This window comes from Asanoa sp. NPDC049573 (genome assembly GCF_040676615.1).
In the GTDB taxonomy this organism is placed as follows: Bacteria; Actinomycetota; Actinomycetes; order Mycobacteriales; family Micromonosporaceae; genus Asanoa.
The window spans coordinates 17893-39105 of sequence record NZ_JBFAPI010000009.1; the positions used below are offsets into that span (position 1 = coordinate 17893).

The 21213-nt window shown below is 66.5% G+C and carries 17 protein-coding genes; 13 read left to right on the forward strand and 4 right to left on the reverse strand.

Features of this window, described 5'->3' with window-relative positions:
- The first annotated feature begins 15 nt into the window (after positions 1-15).
- The gene (locus AB0J74_RS20915; RefSeq protein ID WP_363450285.1) at positions 16-267 is read left to right on the forward strand and encodes a hypothetical protein; all 252 of its coding nucleotides are present in this window, start codon (positions 16-18) and stop codon (positions 265-267) included.
- Between the two features lie 431 nt (positions 268-698).
- Here AB0J74_RS20915 and AB0J74_RS20920 read toward each other — a convergent pair whose 3' ends face one another.
- The gene (locus AB0J74_RS20920; protein WP_363450287.1) at positions 699-1313 is read right to left on the reverse strand and encodes a TetR/AcrR family transcriptional regulator; all 615 of its coding nucleotides are present in this window, start codon (positions 1311-1313) and stop codon (positions 699-701) included.
- Entirely contained in the window at positions 1314-2192 is an 879-nt protein-coding gene (locus AB0J74_RS20925) for an SAM-dependent methyltransferase (RefSeq protein ID WP_363450288.1), read from the reverse strand.
- Positions 2193-2305: 113 nt separating this feature from the next.
- Here AB0J74_RS20925 and AB0J74_RS20930 point away from each other — a divergent pair, with 113 nt between their 5' ends.
- The gene (locus tag AB0J74_RS20930; RefSeq protein WP_363450681.1) at positions 2306-2548 is read left to right on the forward strand and encodes a helix-turn-helix domain-containing protein; all 243 of its coding nucleotides are present in this window, start codon (positions 2306-2308) and stop codon (positions 2546-2548) included.
- Positions 2549-2585: 37 nt separating this feature from the next.
- Positions 2586-2813 carry a hypothetical protein gene (locus AB0J74_RS20935; protein ID WP_363450290.1) on the forward strand — a complete coding sequence of 76 codons (228 nt, stop codon included), beginning with the start codon at positions 2586-2588 and terminating at the stop codon, positions 2811-2813.
- A gap of 70 nt (positions 2814-2883) precedes the next feature.
- On the opposite strand, the gene AB0J74_RS20940 is transcribed toward AB0J74_RS20935, so the two are convergent.
- Positions 2884-3384: a MarR family transcriptional regulator gene (locus tag AB0J74_RS20940; RefSeq protein WP_363450292.1), complete on the reverse strand. Its 501-nt coding sequence runs from the start codon at positions 3382-3384 to the stop codon at positions 2884-2886.
- A 219-nt stretch (positions 3385-3603) separates the two neighbouring features.
- Between AB0J74_RS20940 and AB0J74_RS20945 the strand changes: the two genes are divergently transcribed.
- The 7 genes from AB0J74_RS20945 (at position 3604) to AB0J74_RS20975 (ending at position 13120) form a co-directional block, all read left to right on the forward strand.
- Positions 3604-4707 carry an SGNH/GDSL hydrolase family protein gene (locus AB0J74_RS20945; protein ID WP_363450294.1) on the forward strand — a complete coding sequence of 368 codons (1104 nt, stop codon included), beginning with the start codon at positions 3604-3606 and terminating at the stop codon, positions 4705-4707.
- Positions 4708-5066: 359 nt separating this feature from the next.
- Positions 5067-5633 (forward strand): GGDEF domain-containing protein, encoded by a 567-nt coding sequence (locus AB0J74_RS20950; RefSeq protein WP_363450683.1) that lies wholly within the window; start codon positions 5067-5069, stop codon positions 5631-5633.
- Between the two features lie 17 nt (positions 5634-5650).
- Positions 5651-6412, forward strand: coding sequence for an SDR family oxidoreductase (locus AB0J74_RS20955; protein WP_363450296.1), 762 nt, complete (start codon positions 5651-5653; stop codon positions 6410-6412).
- Between the two features lie 150 nt (positions 6413-6562).
- The gene (locus tag AB0J74_RS20960) at positions 6563-8116 is read left to right on the forward strand and encodes an MFS transporter (RefSeq protein ID WP_363450298.1); all 1554 of its coding nucleotides are present in this window, start codon (positions 6563-6565) and stop codon (positions 8114-8116) included.
- Positions 8117-8130: 14 nt separating this feature from the next.
- The gene (locus AB0J74_RS20965; protein ID WP_363450300.1) at positions 8131-8460 is read left to right on the forward strand and encodes a YciI family protein; all 330 of its coding nucleotides are present in this window, start codon (positions 8131-8133) and stop codon (positions 8458-8460) included.
- 65 nt (positions 8461-8525) lie between these two features.
- Complete coding sequence (locus AB0J74_RS20970) at positions 8526-9734, forward strand: DUF6596 domain-containing protein (RefSeq protein ID WP_363450685.1); 1209 nt, start codon at positions 8526-8528, stop codon at positions 9732-9734.
- Between the two features lie 83 nt (positions 9735-9817).
- Positions 9818-13120: a BTAD domain-containing putative transcriptional regulator gene (locus AB0J74_RS20975; RefSeq protein ID WP_363450302.1), complete on the forward strand. Its 3303-nt coding sequence runs from the start codon at positions 9818-9820 to the stop codon at positions 13118-13120.
- Positions 13121-13166: 46 nt separating this feature from the next.
- Here AB0J74_RS20975 and AB0J74_RS20980 read toward each other — a convergent pair whose 3' ends face one another.
- On the reverse strand, positions 13167-13892 hold the full coding sequence (locus AB0J74_RS20980) for an SDR family oxidoreductase (RefSeq protein WP_363450304.1): 726 nt from the start codon (positions 13890-13892) through the stop codon (positions 13167-13169).
- 556 nt (positions 13893-14448) lie between these two features.
- Here AB0J74_RS20980 and AB0J74_RS20985 point away from each other — a divergent pair.
- From AB0J74_RS20985 to AB0J74_RS20995, 3 genes are all read left to right on the forward strand, one after another.
- Complete coding sequence (locus AB0J74_RS20985; protein WP_363450306.1) at positions 14449-15099, forward strand: dihydrofolate reductase family protein; 651 nt, start codon at positions 14449-14451, stop codon at positions 15097-15099.
- Positions 15100-15365: 266 nt separating this feature from the next.
- The gene (locus AB0J74_RS20990; protein ID WP_363450308.1) at positions 15366-16634 is read left to right on the forward strand and encodes an NB-ARC domain-containing protein; all 1269 of its coding nucleotides are present in this window, start codon (positions 15366-15368) and stop codon (positions 16632-16634) included.
- Between the two features lie 364 nt (positions 16635-16998).
- The gene (locus AB0J74_RS20995) at positions 16999-20742 is read left to right on the forward strand and encodes a LamG domain-containing protein (RefSeq protein ID WP_363450310.1); all 3744 of its coding nucleotides are present in this window, start codon (positions 16999-17001) and stop codon (positions 20740-20742) included.
- The last annotated feature ends 471 nt before the right edge of the window (positions 20743-21213 follow it).

Genomic DNA, 21213 nt, shown 5'->3' on the forward strand with positions numbered 1-21213 from the left:
ATCAGACGCGTCGCCGTGCCCACGCTGGGGGCCCCGGATCACCGCTACCTGCTCGACAACGCCCGGGTGGAGGCGGGTAAGCGGTTTGGCTGGCTGGCCGAGTTGTTCGATGGTGTCACGCGTGGGCTCTTCGACCGGCTCGGCGTGAGGGCGGGCTGGCGCTGCTGGGCAGTCGGCGCCGGAGACCCCAGCACTCCCGTGGCGCTCGCCACGGCCGTCGGACGAACCGGCTACGTGCTGGCCAGCGACATCAATCCGGCTGGTTGAACCCGCAGGGCGGGTACGACGTGCGCCGGCACGACATCGCGGCCGACCCGGGCACGTTCGACTTCGTACACGCGCGGTTGGGGCTCGTTCACCTACCCGACCTTGCCTGGGCGCCGGCGTCGATGGTGGCGGCGCTGCGGCCTGGCGGTTGGCCGTTGGTAGAGGATGCCGACCGAGTTGCAGCCGCTGGCCTGCCTCGACGAGTTCGGTGCGGCGCAGGGGCGGGCCGATCGGCTGCGGCGGGCCGTCGCTGCGGGCCTCGGCGATGTCATCCACGAACCTTCAACGAAGGCGCACAAGGCAACCCTGCCGCGCGGCACCCGAGGACCGACTTGCCCGCCGACGCCATTGCCGGCGACCGGTCCGCCGAGTTCGGCATGTGGCGCGTAGGCCGCTGATCGAGCACGGGCGACGGGCCGGTAGTCCACCAATCAGCTAGGTATGATCATATCGAGTATCGCCTCCAGCGTGGCCACCAAGGCGTCGTTATCGACCGATTCGTCCCAGACAGTTTGCAACACCAGGCCCTGGTAGATCGCGATGAGGATGCGCGCGAGAGCATCGGGATCGAGGTCCGCCGGAACCGCGCTGTTCCCTTGCGCCCTGCTGATCAGGTTGGCTGCGGTGGTGCGTGGCCCGTCCACGCCGCGACGGACCAGCTCGCGTATCGCCGGCGTACGAACAGCCTCAGCCCACACTTGTACGCCTAGTCGAAGATCTTCTAGCGCTTGAGGTTGGCCAATCGATCGCACAAGGTCCAGGTATGCCTCAGCCACAAGGTCACGGGACTCGTTCGCGTCTCCAGTCGCGTGCTGCCCGGCCTCGATGAGGGCCTGGCGTCGTTCGTGCCATTGATTGACGATCGCGATGATCATTTCGTCTTTGCCGGCGAAGTAGCGGTAGACCAGACCAGCGCTGATCCCGGACTCGTGGACGATGTCCTGCATGGATGTGCGGTGGAAGCCGTCACGAGCGAAGCATCGTCCGGCGGCGTCGAGGATCTGGCGGCGACGGGCCGTAAGGTGTGCGTCGCTGACCTTTGGCATCTAGAGCACCTGCGTCGCAGCAATGCGGTAGAACTCCGGCGCTGGCTCGTGTCGGTGGAGCGGCGTGAGGTACCGCTCAGCGACGTCCCGCGCGGATACGTCCTCGATAAGGCGCATCCGGCGCTCGGCCAAGTAGTTGGGTAGTTCTGCGGGGTGGAACCCAAACGTCCATCCCTCGCCGACGCCGCGGACCGAGGCGTGCCATCTCTCGTAACCCGCAAACCGTGAGTTGTCGTCCATGGCGGCTCGGTCGACATACGTGAAGATGATGCGGCTGCCGGCAGGCAGCTCGGTGGCAAGACACCTCATGGTGGTGTCCACCGCAGGAGCCGTCAGGTAATTCGTCACGCCCTCCCACACGACGACAGTGGCCCGGTCGCGGCGCATCCCACCGCGCCGCAATGCCTCCCCGAGGTCCTCAACCTCGAGGTCGACAGGTACGAAGTGCAGGTTCGCGCTGGTTGTCGGCAACGCGCGCCGCTTGGCCGCCTGGGTGGCAGGGTGGTCGACCTCGTAGACCGGCAGATCCGCCAGCTCCGGGAGACGTAGGGCACGGCTGTCATACCCCGCTCCGAGGAGGAGAACCTGTTGCGCGCCCGCGGCGACAGTCGCCGCTACGAGATCGTCGATCAGCTTGGTCCGGACCACGGCCGAGGCCCGCGGGCCTGCGCTCCACCTGCGGTCGATGTACCACTCCACGGATCTCGTCACGACGGGACCGATGGCCGGCAACCGGGACACGTGGATGATCGCCCGGTATCGGGCGGGCAGGAAGGCTTCCGCGTACGGGTCGACGAAGAGCTGGGGTCCGCTGCGCACGGACTCTAGGGCGCGGAACAGCGCGACGTGCTCGGCGGTACGGCTGGGTCGGTTGAGCATGCGCAGAACTTTAATGAATGAACGTCCACTTTCCTAGAGCGAAGATCAGCCGGCTTACGGCCCACCGCGGCGGCGTCATCTGTAAGTTCCGGCGGCTGATTACGGTGTCTGTCATGGCGATAGGTGGTCCATCGGAACGCGCGGATGCGGCGCGGAACCGTGAACGCGTCCTGGCCGCGGCGGCTGAGCTGTTCGCTAGCCGGGGACCCCAGAACGTCACGATGGATGACATCGCTAAGGCGGCAGGGGTGGGGCGCGCGACGCTGTATCGGCGTATCCAGATCGCGCGCCTCGATCGGGGTGGCGTTGCTCGACGACCACGAACGTGCTCTGCAGGAGGCGTTGCTCTGAGGTGAGCCGCCCCTTGGGCCCGGGGCGGATCCCGTGGCGCGAATGGTGGCTTTCTACGGGGCCATGGTCGGCTTGTTGGAGCGACACGCCCACCTGATGCTGGCAACTGAGATCGGCGCATCTTGTTTTGCGACCGGCGCCTACGGCTTTGGCGTCATGGCGCTACTGATCGCTGCCGAGCTTCCGGCCGCGGGAGCTTTGTCCGACATGGTTCTTGCTCCGCTGTCACCTGACCTGTATCGCCATCAACGCAGACCTTCCACGGAGTGAGCGATCAGCTCAGCCATCGGCACCGACATCAGTCGATCATATGTATGGCGGTGACTTCTCAAACATGCTCTTAGGGGGTGGCTCGGCGCTTGCGGGGGGCAGCGGAGCGGGGTGGCTGTGCGCGCATATGGTCGCGCACCATGGCCATGATGTCGCCGAGGCGGTGCAGGTCATCGTCGGACAGGGAGTCGAACAGCTGGCGGCGAAGGACCTCGACGTGCCCGGGCAGGACGCGGTTGACCAGCGCTCGCCCTTTATCGGTGATGGTTACCGTGATGGAACGCTCGTCGTCCGGGCTCGGGCTGCGTGTGATCAGGCCGGCGTCCTCGAGTAGGCCGGCTTGGTATGTCAGGCCGCTGCGGCTGTATACGACGCCGTCCGCCAGCTGTGTCATGGTCAGTTGGCCGTCGGCGGACGCGAGACGCGTGAGTACCTGGAACTGGACGTAGCTGATTTTGCCGTCGGTTCGTAGGTGTTGTTCCACGCGGTGCTGGAGCAAACTGACGGCTTCCATGAGCGCAAAGAAGGCCGCCAACTGCTGAGGGTCAGGCGCCTGAAAATCTTCGGACATCCTCGCCCCCAACGTCACGAACTAGTTCGATCATCCCCTTCATCTTACATGCTTCGAATTCGAATAATGTGGCGACCGTCACGCCGGATCGGTTGTGCTTCGAAGTCGAAGCAGGTTACGCTTCTACTACTTCGACTTCGAAGCAGCGGTTGAGTGGATCTTGAGGCCGACGGCCGGCCGCGTGCTGAACCTGCTTCGCCGGACCGAATGGAGCGAGCCATGAGGTGGACAGCCGGTTTCCGGACCGCAGTAATTAGTCCCTACGAGCAGATTCAACTCACTGAACCCCGCGGCTTCGCCGACCAAACGGTGCGTCAGGTGCTCCACATGGCGGGCGGCGGTGAGCGTCTCCGCGTGCGCCTGACGAACCGCTATGGTCGTACGCCCTTGACTATCGCGGCCGCCACCACCAGCACCGGGTCCGGGCAGGTCATCGTCACATTCGGCGGTGAGCAAAAGGTAACCATCCTGCCCGGAGAAGAGACCACCAGCGACCCCGTGGATCTGTCCGTCGCGCGCGGCGCCGACCTGTTCCTCAGCCTCTACCTGCCTGAGGAGACCGGCCTTGCCACCTATTCCCACAAGCCGATGGAAACCACCCAGGTCGTCCGCGGAGACCAGGCTGAGACCGCGGTTCTTTCCGACCCCGAACGGGTGGAAGCCAGGTTCTACGTCTCGGGCGTCGACGTGCTCACGCCCGACGACACGGCGATTGCCGTGGCGTTCGGCGACTCCTGGTTCGAAGGGGTGGGATCCACGGTCGGCGCGAACCACCGCTCCGTCGACTTCCTCAACCGGCGCCTCAGTCGCGGATGGATCGTCAATCAGGGCATCGCGGGAAATCGCCTACTGCGGGACGAGGTAGGGGAACACGCGCTGGCCCGTTTCGACCGCGACGTCCTCGCGACGCCCGGCGTGACCCACGTCTTGGTCAACTTCGGCATCAACGACCTCGGGCTGCCCGGCATGGTCGGCGAGCGCCCTGCCAAGACCGGAGACATCATCGAGGGCTTCCGGGCTCTGGCGGACCGAGCCCATGGGGCCGGCTTGAAGATACTGGTCGCGACCATCGGCCCATTCGGCGGCGCTGTCTACCCCGGGGTCAGTACCCCCGAAGGCCTCGCCGCGCGACGCGAGGTGAACGACTGGCTCCGTGTCACCGACACCTTCGACGCTGTCTTTGACGTGGCTCGAGCTGTCGAGAACCCCGAAGCGCCCGACTCGATCCACCCAGCGTTCGACAGTGGCGACGGTATGCACCTCAACGACAAAGGCGCCCAAGCGATGGCCAATGCCGTTGACCTGGAGACCCTCGCCCTCTAAAGACGTTCTCGAAGCGATCCGGCTAAGGCGATCCGTGCACGTGCCGCGCGGCCGACGCGGCACGACTTCGATACGGAAGCTCAGCTGGGGTCCACCGGCCACTCTGGAGGTGGTCCAACGTGTTCAGCCCGGTAGCGAACTTTGTCAGCGGACGATTGGGTCGCCTGGAATTGGACAGGCAACCCCAGTCGCACGCCGTCATTTTCGGCCCCCCGCGGTTCGGCTTATTGCCGCGCCTTCGGTCGCTGGTTGCGGCCGATTGGCGCGGCGAGGCGTTGCCTTCGACGCGGCTGGGGGGCGTAGCTCCACGAACCGCGTGGCGGATTGCCTTTCTCCCCAGGACCGTGGCGGTCCTGGCGGTGGCGTTCGGGGGAACCGGAGCAGCGGCCCTCGTCCACGCATTCAGGTGCCAGACCCTGCGGAGGGAGCTCCAACACGCGCGCTACCGGGCAACACATGACCCGCTCACTGGCGCACCCAACCGGGCTGCCGTCTATGACCACCTTCAGCGGTCGGTGGAAAGGGGTACGGCACTATGCGTCGCCATTGCCGACGTCAACGGCCTCAAGTGGATCAACGATTCCTTCGGGCATGCGGCTGGAGACCGTGTTCTACGGCACGTAGCAGCTCGGCTGGCTTCGGCCATTCCAGGGGGACTGGTGGCCAGGCTCGGTGGCGACGAGTTCGTAATCATCATGCCCGGGGATCCTTCGGCGGGATGGTCCGCGGCGTGTCGGGCAGAGCGCGCCATCGCCAGCCAGCCAGTTCCTTTGCAGGGCCAATGTTGCACGATCACGGCGAGCATCGGCGTTGCCGCGACTCTCGGAAAGGCGGAGTCCCCGAGTCGGCTGCTCCGTCGCGCCGACTCGGCGATGTACGTCGCCAAGCGCACAGGCGTCGGCGTCAGCGCGTGTGAGGCCTCGTAACGATTGCTCCGAGGAAGGTGTTTGAGTTGATTGGTAGGACGGTGATTGTGACCGGCGGCGGCTCCGGCATCGGCGCGGGTATCGCGGCAGAGCTGGCTTCCGCCGGCTACCAGGTGGCCGTCGTCGACCGTAACGCTGAGACCGCCGGGCGTGTCGCTGAACAAGTGGTGGCTGCCGGGGGTACCGCGATGCCGGTGGTCGCTGATGTCAGCGACGTGGCCGCTGTAGCGGACACTGTCGCCCAAGTGCGTGATCGTTTTCGCACCATTGACGTCCTAGTGAACAATGCTGGCTTTGCGCGGGACAACCACATCCTGGAAATGACGATCGAGGATTGGGACACGGTGCAGGCTACGCATCTGCGTGGGAGCTTCCTCATGCTCAAGGCCGTTGCTCCGCTGATGAGCGCGCAGCGCTGGGGTCGCATCGTCAACATCTCGAGCATCTCTGCATTAGGTGACAGTGAGCGCGTCAACTATGTCGCCGCCAAAGCCGGCGTGGAGGGATTCACCCGAGCGGCGGCGCTAGACCTCGCACATCACGGCATCACCGTCAATGCGGTGGGACCTGGTGTTATCCCGACCGCGATGACCGAGGTCAGCGCTGCCAGGGCAGGTCGCAGCCTGGAGGAGCATCTTGCCGCCCAGGCAGCACAGATCCCGTGCGGACGGGTTGGATCGCCACACGATGTGGCCCGTGCCGTCCAGTTCTTCATCGCCGAGGACGCGGACTTCATCACCGGCCAGGTTCTCTATGTCAGCGGAGGTCCCCACGGCTGACCGAAGGCCGATCTTCCCGGTGATGCAGTTCACACCAGCGCGGCCTGCGATGGCTGTCGAAATTCTGCCTACCTGCGCGACGACGTTATGAGGCCCCGTCTGGCGACGGACGGAAAGCGGCCCGTCCGAGCGCAGGAGAGGACACTAAGCATGACCGATGACGAGCATCGCAGAGAGCGGGCCGGTTCCCGGGAGTGGGTCGGCCTGGCCATTCTGGCCCTTCCCACGCTCCTCGTGTCGCTAGATCTGTTCGTGATGTTGCTGGCCCTGCCGAAACTCAGCGGTGCGCTGCACGCCAACGGCGTCCAGCAGCTATGGATCATGGACGTGTACGGGTTCATGGTGGCTGGATTCATGATCACCATGGGTAACCTCGGTGACCGTATCGGCCGGCGGCGACTCCTGCTCGCGGCGGCTCTCGTGTTCGGACTCGCCTCCGTTGCCGCCGCCTGGTCCGCCAGCCCGGTCATGCTGATCGCCTCGCGGGCCGTGTTGGGCATCGCGGGAGCCGCTCTCACACCGACGACGCTGGCATTGATCAGCCACCTGTTCCGGGATCCGCGCCAGAAGGCCACCGCTATCGGGATCTGGGCGGGGTGCTTCACGGTGGGCGCGATCATCGGACCGATCGTGGGCGGGGCGATGCTGGAGCGGTTTTGGTGGGGATCAGTGTTCTTGCTCGGTGTGCCGGCAATGGTGCTCCTGCTGGCCGTCGGGCCGGCACTGATCCCTGAGTACCGCAACGCGTCGGCCGGCAGGCTGGACCTGCCCAGCGTCGTCCTGTCACTGGCCGCTGTGCTCCCTGCCATCCAGGGCGTGAAGTCGCTCGCCCGAGACGGCTGGGCGGTGACGCCGGCCGTGCTGGTGGCCGTCGGGGTCGTGTTCGGGGGGCTGTTCCTGCGGCGTCAGCGACGTCTAACCAACCCACTAGTGGACCTGAAGTTGTTCGCGAACCGCACGTTCAGCGCCACGTTGGGGAGCATGCTCGCGTACTCGACGCTGTCCGGCGGCACGATGGTCTTGGTCGCGCAATACTTCCAGCTGGTGGATGGCCTGTCCCCGCTGCGGGCCGGCCTCGCGCTGGCGCCGGGCATGGCTGCCTCCGTGGCTGGGTTCCAAATCGCGCCGCTGCTGGCCCGTCGGGTCCGGCCTGCGTTCCTGATCGCCGGCGGAATCCTCATCACGGTCACCGGACTACTGGTGATGACCCGCTCCGGCACCTCCGGCGCCGGCGTGCTGATGGTCGGCTTCGTGTTGAGCTGCCTGGGCACCGGCCCGCTGGTCACGTTGGGTACCAACCTGATCGTGGGCGCCGCACCGCCCGAGCGAGCCGGCTCCGCAGCGGCCCTGGGCCAGACAAGCGGCGAGTTCGGGTATGCACTGGGCGTCGCGGTACTCGGCAGTATTCTGGGGCTGGTATACCGCTCCCGGATCCCGGCCGGCGCCCCGGACGCAGCCCGGGACAGCATCGCGGGTGCGATAGAGGCGGCGGGTCACTTGCCCGCGCCGGCTGGCCACGCTCTGCTTTCCGCGGCTGACGAGGCATTTGTCGCCGGATTGCATACCGCGGCCGGGGTCAGCGCCGTGATCCTCTTCGGGACGGCGATCCTGCTGGCCGTCGTCCTTCGGCACCTGCCGCCGCTCGGGCAGGCGCCATCCGATGCCGCACCGTCCGACGCGGCGCTTGCCGAATCTGTCCAATGAGAACGGGAACTGACATGACTCAGTACGCGATCCTGCTGTACACGCCGGCGCCGGCGGACTTCGCCGACCTACCGGTCGAGGAGCAGGAGGCCCACATGCGCCATGAGGCCGACGTTGAGGCTCTCGGTGGCCGCATCGTGAAGGGGTACGCACTTCACTCCAGCAGCACGGCCACTTCAGTACGCGGGGACACGGTCACGGATGGGCCGTTCATCGAAGCCAAGGAAGTCATCGCGGGCTTCTACATCCTCGAGGCAAGGGATCTCGACCACGCGTTGGAGATCAGCAAACTGAACCCGGCGACCTGGCGCGGCGGTGTGGAGATCCGCCCGCTGCTCGGATGAACGACGCCAATACCGCCGACGCACGCCGGGCCGTCGCGGACGCGCACCGAGACCAGTGGGCACTGGTGCTCGCCGCGACAGCGCGCGTCACGCGCGACCTCGACCTGGCGGAGGAGTGTGTCCAAGAGGCATACGCGCAGGCTCTGGTCGGTTGGGCCCGCGACGGTATACCGGACAACCCGGCCGCTTGGCTGGTCACGACTGCACGGCGCCGCGCGCTGGACGCTAACCGCCGGGAGCAGGCACTTCGGGCAAAGCTGCCGCTTCTCGCGATGCCGGATGAGGCCGGCGGGGCCTCCTTTGAACCCGGCGACGACATCCCGGACGACCGGCTGCGCCTCATGTTCACGTGCTGCCACCCGGCGTTGGCCCCGGACGCTCGGGTGGCGCTCACGCTCCGGCTAATTTGTGGGGTCGGCACCGGGGACATCGCTCGCGCATTCCTGGTCTCCGAGGCGACCATGGCGGCGCGGCTCACCCGCGCCAAGAAGAAGATCGCAACGGCGCGGATCCCGTTCCGAATTCCATCCCACAAGGAACTGCCCGAGCGGCTAGACACCGTCCTGTCGGCCATCCACCTGCTCTATACGACCGGGCACACGGCCCCGTCCGGTGACCGGTTGCTCCACGCCGAGCTGCTGGACCAGGCGGTGCACCTGTGCAGGACGCTGCACGTGCTGATGCCCGACGAGCCCGAGGTATCCGGCCTGCTCGCGCTATTGCTCCTTACCGACGCGCGGCGCGCTACCCGCGCCGACGCGCAGGGCAGGCTGCTGCGCCTGGCCGACCAGGACCGCACCCGCTGGGACCGCACCGCCATCGCGGAGGGGCGGGAACTGGTCCTGGGTGGCATGCGGTGGGGCCATCCCGGCCGCTACCTCTTGCAGGCCGCGATCGCCGCGCTGCACGCCGAGGCGGCGTCGTACGACGACGTTGACTGGCCGCAGATCGTCACTCTGTACGACGCCCTGCAGCAGGTGTGGCCATCGCCGGTCGTCGAACTGAACCGCGCGGTGGCGTTGGCTATGGCGACGGATGCAGATACCGGACTGCGGGAGGTCGCGGCACTGGAGCGCGACCCGCGGCTGGCCCGTTACCACTACCTTCCCGCGATCAAGGCGGACCTGCTACGCAGGCTCGGCCGCTACGACGAGGCAGCCACCGCGTGCCGGGCGGCCCTGGAGATGGCCGAGAACGTTGTCGAACGCGAGTATCTGGCCGCCCGGCTTGCCGAGTTGGCTGGTGCGGGGGAGCAGCGCGGGAACCCGCCGTAGGCCGGGTCCGCACCGCCAACTGTCGGATGCATCCAACGCTGGTGCTGGCCGGCCGTCGGCGACAGAATCAGACAGAGGTCGGAATGGTCCCAGAGGGCCGGGACGGGGTCTGTGTGGCAGAAAGCTTGGGATCGCGCCTTCGCGCGTGCCGGGTGCGGGCAGGGTTGACCCAGCAGCAGCTGGCAGCCCGATCGGGCGTGGGCGTGCGTACGCTACGCGACATTGAGCACGACCAGGTCCGACACCCGCAATCGCGGTCGCTGCGCCAAATCTCTGTTGCATTGGGCCTGGCCGATGAGAACGAACCGTTCGGACGCGTAGCTCCGCCGGATCAGGTGCGGGTGGCGATCCTCGGGCCGCTGCTGGTGTTTCGCGGCGAGACCGAGGTAGTCGTCGGCTCGCCGCTGCGGCGCCGGTTGTTGGGGCTGTTGGCGCTGCACGCCGGTCGGGCGGTGTCGATCACGGAAATCGTCGAGGTGCTGTGGGGCGATTTACCGCCGCCAAGCGGGGTAAGCCTGGTGCACAGCCACGTCGCGCGGTTGCGCCAGTTGCTGGAGGTGGGATCATCCGGGCAGCGGCACCCTCGGCTGATTGTTCGTCGCGGCGCCGGATACCTGCTCGAAGCCGCTGGCGAGCTGCTCGACCTCGCCCGGTTCGACAAGCTCGTGACACAGGCTGACTCTGCCCGGAAGGCCGGTCAACTGAGCGAAGCGGTGGACTTACTGGGCAGCGCGCTGGATTGTTGGCGGGGGCCGACATTGGTCGACCTCGACTCCCTGACCAACCATCCGGCCTCGGTGGCCGCTACGCACCGACGGGTTGAGGCCGCTCTCACATACGCAGACTTGTGTCTGGAGGCAAAGCATTACCAGCCAGCGGTTCGACGGCTCCGGGCGATCGCCCATGAGCAGCCGCTGCATGAAGGGCTCCATGCGCGGCTGATGCTGACTGTGGCGTTCGGTGGCGAGCAGGCCGCCGCGCTCGACGTGTTCTCGTCCATCCGCCACCGGCTCGACTCGGAGCTGGGTATGCAGCCCGGTGCCGAGCTGCAGGCTGCACACCTACGGGTGTTGCGCCATGATGTGACGCCTTCTTCGGATACGGCCGGTCAAGGTCGTCCCCCGGTCGAATCGATGCAGAACGAAGTGCCGAGTACGGCAGCGCCCTGGCACGGTCTCCCACGCGACACCGCGGACTTCTCCGGGCGGCGGTGGGCGGTTGCCGATCTGGTCCGGGCGACGGCGGAGAGCGTGGATACGACCGGGCCATTGATCGCCGCAGTGGACGGGATGGCGGGAGTGGGTAAAACCGCGCTAGTGGTGCACGTGGCGCACAAGGTCGCTAGCCGGTACCCCGATATTGCGGTGTTTCTCGACCTCCATGGCCACAGTCATGACACGCCGCCGATGGAGCCGGCGGCCGCGTTGGGGGCTCTGCTGCGCCAATGCGGTGTCGCGGCTGAGCGAATACCGCAACAGATGGAGGACCGTATAGCGCTCTGGCGCAGCGTTCTGAGTGGTCGCCGTGCGCTGGTGGTTTTGGACAACGCGGCGAGTAGCGCTCAGATCTCGCCCCTCCTGCCTGGCAGCAGCGGCTCACTGGTGCTGGTGACCAGTCGGCGTCGGCTTGCCGGCCTGGACGGGATCCACGCCTTGTCTCTGGACGTGTTCTCCCTTGACGAGGCCGTCGCTCTCCTCGGCCGCATCGTCGGACGCCGCATTGCCGACGAACGCGGTGCGGCCGAAGAGATTGCCGAACTCTGCGGATGTCTGCCGCTGGCGGTCCGGCTAGCCGGCGCGCGCTTACTACACCGTCCACGATGGAGCGCAACCGACCTCGTGGGCCGCCTACGCGGGGCCGCCCCGCTGGAACAACTTGCCGCCGAGGGCCGCACTGTCGCCGCCGCGTTCACAGTGTCTTACGAGCAGCTGAGCGAACCCGCCCGGCGGGTCTTCCGACTGCTGGGTCTACAGCCCGGTGCGGACATCGACGCGTACGCGACCGGGGCGCTGACGGGGTGCACGGTGGCCCAGGCCGAGGCCGTTCTGGAGGACCTGGTCGACGCGCATCTGATCGAGGCGACGAGCGCGCACCGATATCGGCTGCATGACCTGCTGCGCCAGTACGCCCGCCATCTTGCCGGCACCGATGAGTCAGAGGCGACGCGGCATTACGCAATCCGCGCGCTGCTGGAGTACTACCTGGGCGTGACCGCGCGTGCGACGGCGCATTTTGAGCTGGCCGATGCGCGCGTCGGCCTTGACCAGGTGCGCGGCCCCGTCGAGGCGCCCCGGCTAGACACCGCAACGGCGGCCGAGCAATGGCTGGACGCGGACTGGCAGAACGTCGTGGCTGCCATCCACCTCGCCGACGAACTCGGCTGGCACCGCTTCACGTGCCAGCTCACTCGCGCGGTCTGGAGCTACCTTTGGCGGCGAGGCCACAACGCCGAGTCCATCGATGTCCACGAGCGGGCTGTGGCCGCGGCGCACCACCTCGGCGACCTTGCACTGGAGGGGGCAGCGCGCAATTACCTCGCCTCGGCGTGCCTTCGGCTCAACCGAATTGACGACACCGTCCGACAGCTGCACCAATCCCTCGCCCTCATACGAGGCAGCGGAGACCCCACCGCCGAGGCGAACACGCTGGGCAATCTTGGCACCACGCTCTACCACACTGGCCGGTTCATCGAAGCGCTTGGGTTCGTGCAGGAAAGCATCTCCGTCTTCGCCCAAGGCAACCAGACGAGCAAGCTGTCAGCTACGCAGACCCAGGCGCTGATCCTGGTGCGGCTCGGCCGGCACACCGACGCCTTGCCTATCGCACGGCGCAGTCGCATCGATGCGCGCCGGCGCGGTCACCAGTACGCGGAAGCGTTGGCTCTGGCAATCCTTGGCACCGTACACCTGGACCTGGGCCGCCACCGCCTGGCGGCAACGCTGCTGACGCGCGCCGGGGAACTCAAGCACGAGTTGGGTCAACGTGCCGGTGAGGCCGAGGCGCTTAGCCTCGTCGGTTCTGCGTATCGACAGCTCGGCCACCTCGATCTCGCGTACGACTTGCAGGACCGAGCGCTGCAACTGGTCCGTGAGGTTGGCGAGAAGTTCACCGAAGTGACTATCCTCAACGACCTCGCGATCACCATGCGCCATACCGGCAATCTCGCCGGTGCTGTCGACCTGCACCACCACGCTCTCGGCGACGCCAGTCGCATCCAGGCTCGCTACCAGATAGCCAGAGCCCATGACGGGCTCGGCGCGACGCTGCGCGACCGCGATCCGGCGGCGGCACAGCAACATTGGCAACAGGCGCTGACGCTATACCGCGACATGCAAGTACCGGAGTGCTCCTCCGTTCGGCGCAGCCTTGCCGAACTGGCAGGGTAAGAAGATTCGGCGGCCGTGCTGGCGGCGTCCCGGGCAGAGCCCGCAGCTAGCGGCCCAGGACCGTGCCGCCGTTGACGTTGATGATCTGCCCGGTGACGAAGCCGCCGCCCGGACCGATCAGCCAACGAACGGCCTCTGCTATCTCACGGGACTCGCCGGGGCGCTTGACCAAAGTGGCGTCGACGCGTTTCTGATGGCCCTCGGGCGTGTTGCGACCGAGGAAGAACTCGCTATCGGCGACGTAGCCGGGCGAGATGACGTTGGCGGTGATACCTGCCTCACCGAGCTCGACGGCAAGGTCCATGGCGTAGCCATGTAGGGCGGACTTGGCTGCGGAGTAGGGGCCACCGCCGCCTCGCTGGGCCGCGATCGAGCTGGTCAGGATGATCCGGCCGCCGGGGCGGCGCATGAAAGGAATGAGCGCCGTCGTCGTCAGCACGGCGGTAAGCACGTTGGAGTCAAAGTTGGCCCGCCAGTGCTCGGCAACATTGTCGAGTGTTGAATCCGTGCCGGGGATAAAGGCACCGGCGTTGTTGACCAGCACGTCTAGTGGGCGATCGCCGATCGCCTCGAGCACCGTTGGGATCTGAGCCGGGTCGGACGCGTCGGCGGTCACCGCAGACGCCTGGGGGCCAATCCATTTCACGGCGTCAGCCAGCACGTCGGGACGGCGACCGACGATGACGACGTGGTAGCCCTCCTCCGCCAGCATGCCCGCCGTTGACCGGCCAATGCCGGTTCCACCACCGGTAACAAGCGCAAGCTTGGACATGGGCCAAGCCTAACGACGGTCGCGGAAGTATGCAGCGGGATTATGGCGGCCGGCTGGCCATGTCGCGTGTGGATAGTCGAATCTGCTGAGGGTGAAACTTCCGCCGCGAGGTCAAGGGCGACTTGTGGTGTTGTTCACCGCACGAAAGACGTTCGACTGGGCCCCATGCTCTTCGGCGGTATCTGGGCCGCATCTGGCGATCCGTCACCTTGCTTCAACCGTGAGAAGCCGACAGAGGGGCCCGGCACCGGCTGCCGATTCCTGCCGGTAACTCTGCCGGTTTCAGCTTCCGACCCGCCGGCCCCTGGTGGCTCAATAGGTCGGATCACCCTGCCGACGGCGGCTTGATGCCGACGCGGCGCAAGCGGACGCAGGCCGCCATCGCCATGCCGGACGAGCACCACAACGCCATACAGAAGTTCATCGTATGGTCCTCTGCGACAGGGACGGTGCTGCTGTGCGGTCGAGAAGTACCAAGCGATCGAGGGCGGCCAGCAGACTCTGAGCGGCCTGGCGGACTACGTCAACGAGATCATTTGGAAAGAGCGGAGGGCTGATGGCCGGGAAGGTGTTCTTCAGCGTTTCTATGTCGCTGGACGGTTTCGTCGCGCCCGAGTCCCTCGAGGAATTGATGGGGCCGCAGTGGATGGAACTGCATGCGTGGATGTTCCCGCTGCGGTTCTTCCGGGAGAACCTGAAGTTTGGTGAGAGCGGTGAGGAAGGGCCCGACAATGACATCGCCCGGGAGACGTTTGAGCGCACCGGCGTGAGTGTCATGGGCAAACGGATGTTTGACGCTGGCGAGCAGATGTGGCCCGAAGAGGCGCCGTTCCACACACCGGTCTTCGTCGTAACGCACGAGAAGCGTGACCCGTGGGAGCGGCCCGGCGGGACTACGTTCCACTTCGTCAACGACGGCATAGAGGCCGCCCTCGACCAGGCGCGGGCAACCGCCGGCGATCGCGACATCCGCATCGCCGGCGGCGGGGTGACGATCGTGCAGTACCTGAACGCCGGCCTGGTCGATGAGTTCTCGATCGCACTGTCGCCCCTGCTGTTCGGCGCCGGCGTCCGCCTGTTTGAAGGCGTGGACGCGTCCAGGGTCGCGCTGGAGTTGGTCCGTTCGGAGCAGTGGTCGCGGGTGACGCACCTGACGTACGCCGCGCACCGTAAAGCTAGGCGGAGAAGCACTCGTATATCCGTCTGAGCACTGACGGCGCACCCGCTGAAACGGCAGCCCAGCTACGGCTAACTGCGAACAGCCGGTGCACCGCACCGAAGCGGCTGGCCCGGCCGATTCCCTTTCGCCCCTCGGCCGGGCCAGACCATCCCCAAGTCTTCCTCCGCGCGAACGGCAACGATAGGAGCAGATGTGAGCCCTAACGATGTCGGGCGGCCTCTGTTCGCATCCGACTCGGCGAGCAGCGCGATCCTTCTGGTGAGCTGCGTACTGGCAAGGACGGGCGAAGGCTGATGGTCCAGGGAGGACCCGGCCATGGACCCGTCGACTTCGCCGCATGGGTGCGGTCCCGGCGGGTCGCTGCGATGCTGACTCAGGAGCAGCTCGCAGGACGTGCAGGTCTGAGCGTGCGTACGGTGCGCAGCGTGGAGGCTGGAAGCCAAAACGGGCTGCGGCTGGAGACTAGGCGGCTGCTGCTCGCTACGCTGGGAGCGCCGACGACGCAGACCGTGGAGGCCGACCCTTCGACGGCCGCCGCGGCGTCCGCGGTCACCGCGGTACCCGCTCAACTCCCGGCAGACATTGCTGGCTTCGCCGGCCGCACAGACTTGCTTTGCCAGCTTGATCAGCTTGTCACGGCCCGGCAAGCCGCCGCGTCTGGCCCCATGGTGATCAGCGCTCTCGCAGGTATGCCTGGAGTGGGGAAGAGCGCCCTCGCCGTGCACTGGGCCCACCAGGTCAGGGAGCTGTTCCCCGATGGGCAGCTTTACGTCGACCTACGAGGATTCACAGTGGGCGCCGCATCGCTGCGTCCCGTCGATGCGCTGGCCCAGTTCCTCCGTGCTCTCGGCGTGAGCGCCGAGCAGGTGCCTGCAGGACTCGATGCCTCTGTGGCCCTATATCGGAGTTTGCTGGCCGACCGCCGAATGCTGATCCTGCTTGACAATGCGCAGTCGGCAGAGCAAGTGCGCCCAATGCTGCCGGGTGGCGGAAAGAATCTTGTGCTGATCACTACCCGAGATCGCCTAAGCGCGCTCATCGCGCGGGACGGAGCGGTTCGTTTCACGACCGGCGTCCTGAGTTCCACCGAGGCGTTGGAACTGCTGGAGGGTGTGCTGGGGCCCGAACGCGTGGCGGCGGAGCTCGAGGCGGCGACAGAGCTGACTGAGCTGTGCGGCTACCTCCCGTTGGCCCTGCGGATCGTCGCGACCGCATTGCAGGACCAGCCGCTGATGTCCATCTCCGAGTACACCGAGCGGCTGCGCCCCAATGTGCTGGGCGGTCTGGTGATCCACGATGATCCGCATTTCGCGGTCCGGGCAGCGTTCGACCTCTCCTACACGGCCCTACCCGAGCGAGCTCGTTGGCTGTTTCGACGGCTGAGCCTGCTGCCGACGCACGGCTTCACGACAGAATCGGCCGCCGTCGCTGCGGACTTGGATCTCGTAGAGGCGGCTGAGGTCCTCGACCTGTTGGTGCGTGCTCACCTGATCGAGAAGCAAACACCCGGCCGGTTTACCTGCCATAGCCTGCTGCGCCTCTATGCGTCAGCCGGGAAATGAAGGAGAACGCCCGCCTGCACGGCGGGCGACGGGAGCGTCATTTACGGTCCGCACCGCCGGACCGTTACTACCCGAGCAGTGTTGGCAATCTCCGACGTGGCCGGATCGGCGCGTCGGCTTATCCGCCAATGCGCTGACGTTGGCGCGCTGCTTCACCCCTCCCCACGACCAAGCCGAAATGCCGATGTTCTGCATGTTCGTTGCCTGGCTGCGCGCGGTGATCCGCTCCTAGCGTGTCGCTGACACCTCTTGCAACACCGAGAGCATCACTGGCCCGCTGCCTTTCGCACCTGATAGCAGGGCCGCGGACGGCACGGGGCAGCGCAGGCGAGTCGGGAATCTACCTATCACTTCAGGGGACAGCGTGGACGCGTTCGCAGCAGTTCGTCGTACTACCTCCCACCGGAGCTTCCAAGTGCCCGGCGCGCCGGTGCGCGGTCGATTCCGCCCGGGCAACCGCGGCCGCGTCGCGAGTCTCTCGGCGCTCGCTTTGCTGGTCGTTGCGCTGCCGTTTGTCGGTGGGATGGGCAGGGCACCGGTGGTCGCGGCGTCATCGTGTGCGAGCGAGGCTCCAGACGCGGCTTCGGCAAGCGCACTGGCCAGCGCATGCAACATCCGGGTCGAAAACCTGGCTGGACGTAGTGAGCGTACACAAGCGTTCGTGAACCCGGACGGCACATCAACGTTCGTCAGCAGCGTGTTGCCGGCCCGAGTGCAGCGTTCGGACGGGTCGTGGGTGGGGATCGACACCCGACTGCTTTCCCGACCAGACGGGTCGTTCGCGCCCTTCGCAGCATCGGCGGACGTGACGTTCTCCGGCGGCGGCTCCGGCCCGTTTGTGACCTACCGACAGCGTGGTGAGGTGCTGACGCTGTCGTGGCCAACAGCCCTACCAAAGCCAAGCGTGTCGGGAGCGACGGCCACGTATGCGAATGTGATGAAGGGCGTCGACCTGCGGGTAACCGCGACGGCGACCGGGTTTCGACACGTCTTGGTGGTGAAGTCAGCAGGGGCCGCCGCGAACCCAGCCCTGGCTCGGATCCGGTACCAGATCGGTGGCGACGGAAAAGCGAAGTCGACGTCAGATGGCCACGTCAGCGTCATCGACCGCAGAGGCCGGACACTCGCGACTACATCTGACACGTCGATGTGGGACTCCTCGATCAGGCTCGGCGCCCCCGGTGGAGTGGTGCCGTTCCTGAACCCGCAACCTGCCGCGGATCCGCCAGCGGAACTGATGTCGACGGAGTACGGCCCAGGTGCTACGGCCGCGTCTGCCGAGTTGGGAGTTTCGGCGGACGGCGCCAACGCCCTGACGGTGGTGCCCGACGCGACGCTGCTGACGGGAAGCAACACCGTCTACCCGGTGTTCATCAGTCCCCAGATCAGCCCGCAGATTGGCCCGCAGCGATCCAAGTGGGCCTGGGCGAACAACGCTGATCATGACTATGAGGTCGGTGGACAGGCATGGGCGGGCCTGAACCCGCCGGCATACGGGGGAGATGGGCGCCTGTACCGGTCGTTCTTTGACTTTCCCACCACGTATGGCGGTCAGACGTACAAAGGCAAGCACGTCTTGGAGGCCAGCTTCTCCATCACATTGACCCACTCCTACTCTTGCGCCCCAACTCCGGCCAGCCTGTTCCGCGTCGGCGGAATCACCGTGAGCAACGGGGCCCGCATGCCGTGGTCGACGCGACCGCTCGGGTCGGGGGCGATGTTTCTTGCGTCAGCCTCGGGGAACGCCAACAAGACCGGTAACTGCAGCGGCGGCGCCCAGCCGAACACATTGATGACGTTCGGCAGAAACGAGACGATGCGCGCCGATGTGCAGCACGCGGCGGACTCGAACTGGAACGGCTACACCGTCGGGCTCTGCGCGTGCGACAACAGTGGCGGTAACGAGGACGAGTCGGTGCAGGACCGGTGGAAGCGGTTCCTGGTCGATAACCACACCACGATGAGCGTCACCTACAACACAGTTCCTGGCGCGCCGGCGAACCTGTCGCCGCACCAGGGGCAGGCGGCCTGTGGCGGAGTGGTGGGTACGTCCTCGCCGGTGTTGCAGGCGCGATATGTGGACGCCGACGGTGACGACACGTTGTCGGCCACCTTCAAATGGCAGGACCTGTCAAGCACCGCGACCACCAGCGTGGCCGGCACTACGGCCCCGGCCAACAACAACGGCACCGCCCCGCTCAACCTCGGCGCCGGTGCGGAAGGCAAGTCCTACCAGTTTCAGGTGCAGACCTTCGACGGTCACGACCGCTCACCGTGGTCGCCGTGGTGCAAGTTCACGGTGGACACCATCGCACCGCTCGCACCGGTGGTGACGGCCGTAACTTCGGGCGCTGCGCCCGTGTACACCCCGTGCGATCCGGGCAGCTTGTCGTCGTGTGTCGCCAACGGTGGTCCTGGCGTCGCGGGTGCGTTCAAAATCAGCGAACCAACGGGCCCAGCCGGGCAGGACGTTGTCAAGTACGTGTACGGCTGGGACTCGCCCAGCGTCCCTGTGACGGTTGCGGCTGGCGGGGCTGCTGGCCCTGTTCTGTTGACCCCGCCGCACTACGGCATCAACACCCTCGTCGTGTACGCCGTGGACGCTTCCAACAAGCAGAGCCCGAGCACGGTCTACAGGTTCCTCGTCCGCGGGCCGTCCTCGCCCCAGGCCTACTGGCCGCTGGACACCATCGACGGTCACAACTTCGTCGACCTGGTCAACCCGTCGCGGTCGTTGACTGCCGCGGGAGTGACGTGGACGCCGGACGCACGGTATGTAGGGAAGAGCGCTGCCACGTTCGACGCGAATGGAGCGGCCACCGAGGCCGTGAGCGCATTCGATACCTCGGGGTCGTTCAGCGTCGCGGCGTGGGCCAGGCTCTCCTCAACCGTCTGTAGCGGTAACCAAACCGTGGTCTCCGTCGACGGCGACGCCCAAGCCTCCGCCAACCACACCAGTGGCCTACTCCTCAGCTATGACTGCACCAGTAGGAAGTGGAAACTACGGGTGCCTGACCGCAACGCCCAGAATCCATCCACGACCGAGGCGGCCTCGTCTACCACGGCAGCAGCGGGGAAGTGGACCTTCCTGGTTGGCACATGGGACGAAGACGAGCACAAGATTCGCCTGTACGTCAACGGAACGTTGAACCAGGAACTCACCCCACCGGCCAGCTGGCTGGCCACACGCGGCAGTGGATGGAAAGCGACCGGCGCGGTAACGCTAGGACGAGACCGTTGGAACGACGCCAACGATGATCACTTCGTCGGTGAGATTGCCGATGTTCGCCTATGGAACCGCGTCGTCACCACTGACGACATCACCGGTACCGACGCCGACGCGGTCAACGGCATTCCCGCGCAGGTAGGACTCGCGTCCCCGCTACAGGTGGGCTGGTGGCCATTTGCCGACGGAGAGGCAGGCTGCTCGGACGCCGCGGACGCCTCGAAGTTCGCACGTCGCGCCTTCGTCTCGCCGAACTGCTTCCTGGACCCCAACTGGAACGGTGACCCTGCGACGGCACCGGCATGGCTGACCATGGACTCCCATGACGGGGACGGTGGCCTGCGGTTGGACGGTCTCACCGGCTACGCCTCGACCACCGACGACAGCGGAACCATCGACGGATCAGATGACGTCGTTCACTCAGTGCTGCGGACCGACCAGTCGTTCACGATGTCCGCGTGGGTGAAGCCGACCAGCGTCAACGGCACCGATCAGCTGGTCCTCAGGCAGGGCAACGGCCCGTCCGCGGTCAAGCTCGGCCTGCGCGGGTCTGACAACAGGTGGACGTTCGCGGTGTCAACCCCAGACGGGGCTGGCGGCTACACCTGGGTGACCGCCAAATCCGACGCCGCCGCCACCGCCGGGGTGTGGACACATCTCGTCGGCGAATTCGATGCGTCCGTCGGGCTAGTGCGGATCTATGTCGACGGCCAACTCCAGGTAGCCACGATGACGGGCGGCTTGGGCTGGAACTCCACGGGCAGCCTCCTGATCGGGACCGTGGGCTACGCCACCTTCTTCAGCGGCGTTGTCGACCAGGTCCAGACGTGGCAGGGACTGCTCAACGGCCGCGAAATCCGCGATGTGTACGACAACAGCTGACTCGAGGCGCGTCTTCGGCGTCCATCGTTCACTGATCCCACGAGGAGTGTTCATGTTTGGTTGGGCGGCTGCGGGCCACAACGCAGCCAAATCCCGCCGGCGAGCGGTCGTTCGTCGCACCGGTGGGCGGTTGTTGGCGGCGGCATTGGTGTCGGGATTGTTCGTAACCGCGCTCGGCCAGCAGCCGGTATGGGCGAAGCCGCCAAAACCCCGTACCTTGTCAGCGCAGCGGGTACCGGCGACGCACGGCACCCGGGTCGTCCCGAAGCCACGACCGACAGACCTGAGCCAGGGTGCGAGAGCGGCTCGGTCGAAGGCGGTGCGGTGGCCAGTGGGTGCCGGAGAAGCCCGGCTCACGCCGGCGGCGTCGAGTCTTAGCGCACCTGGCCGGGCGGCAGCCCGGCCAGCCGCGGTCCAGGCAGGAACCCTGCCGGTCTGGATCGCCCCAGCCGCCGGAGGCGAAACAGCCGC

Bases quoted from the DNA above. Each gene is read 5' to 3' on its own strand.
- AB0J74_RS20920 (WP_363450287.1), bottom strand. From the start codon at position 1,313: ATGCCAAAGGTCAGCGACGCACACCTTACGGCCCGTCGCCGCCAGATC.
- AB0J74_RS20925 (WP_363450288.1), bottom strand. From the start codon at position 2,192: ATGCTCAACCGACCCAGCCGTACCGCCGAGCACGTCGCGCTGTTCCGC.
- AB0J74_RS20930 (WP_363450681.1), top strand. From the start codon at position 2,306: ATGGCGATAGGTGGTCCATCGGAACGCGCGGATGCGGCGCGGAACCGT.
- AB0J74_RS20935 (WP_363450290.1), top strand. From the start codon at position 2,586: ATGGTGGCTTTCTACGGGGCCATGGTCGGCTTGTTGGAGCGACACGCC.
- AB0J74_RS20940 (WP_363450292.1), bottom strand. From the start codon at position 3,384: ATGTCCGAAGATTTTCAGGCGCCTGACCCTCAGCAGTTGGCGGCCTTC.
- AB0J74_RS20945 (WP_363450294.1), top strand. From the start codon at position 3,604: ATGAGGTGGACAGCCGGTTTCCGGACCGCAGTAATTAGTCCCTACGAG.
- AB0J74_RS20960 (WP_363450298.1), top strand. From the start codon at position 6,563: ATGACCGATGACGAGCATCGCAGAGAGCGGGCCGGTTCCCGGGAGTGG.
- AB0J74_RS20965 (WP_363450300.1), top strand. From the start codon at position 8,131: ATGACTCAGTACGCGATCCTGCTGTACACGCCGGCGCCGGCGGACTTC.
- AB0J74_RS20975 (WP_363450302.1), top strand. From the start codon at position 9,818: ATGGTCCCAGAGGGCCGGGACGGGGTCTGTGTGGCAGAAAGCTTGGGA.
- AB0J74_RS20980 (WP_363450304.1), bottom strand. From the start codon at position 13,892: ATGTCCAAGCTTGCGCTTGTTACCGGTGGTGGAACCGGCATTGGCCGG.
- AB0J74_RS20985 (WP_363450306.1), top strand. From the start codon at position 14,449: ATGGCCGGGAAGGTGTTCTTCAGCGTTTCTATGTCGCTGGACGGTTTC.
- AB0J74_RS20990 (WP_363450308.1), top strand. From the start codon at position 15,366: ATGGTCCAGGGAGGACCCGGCCATGGACCCGTCGACTTCGCCGCATGG.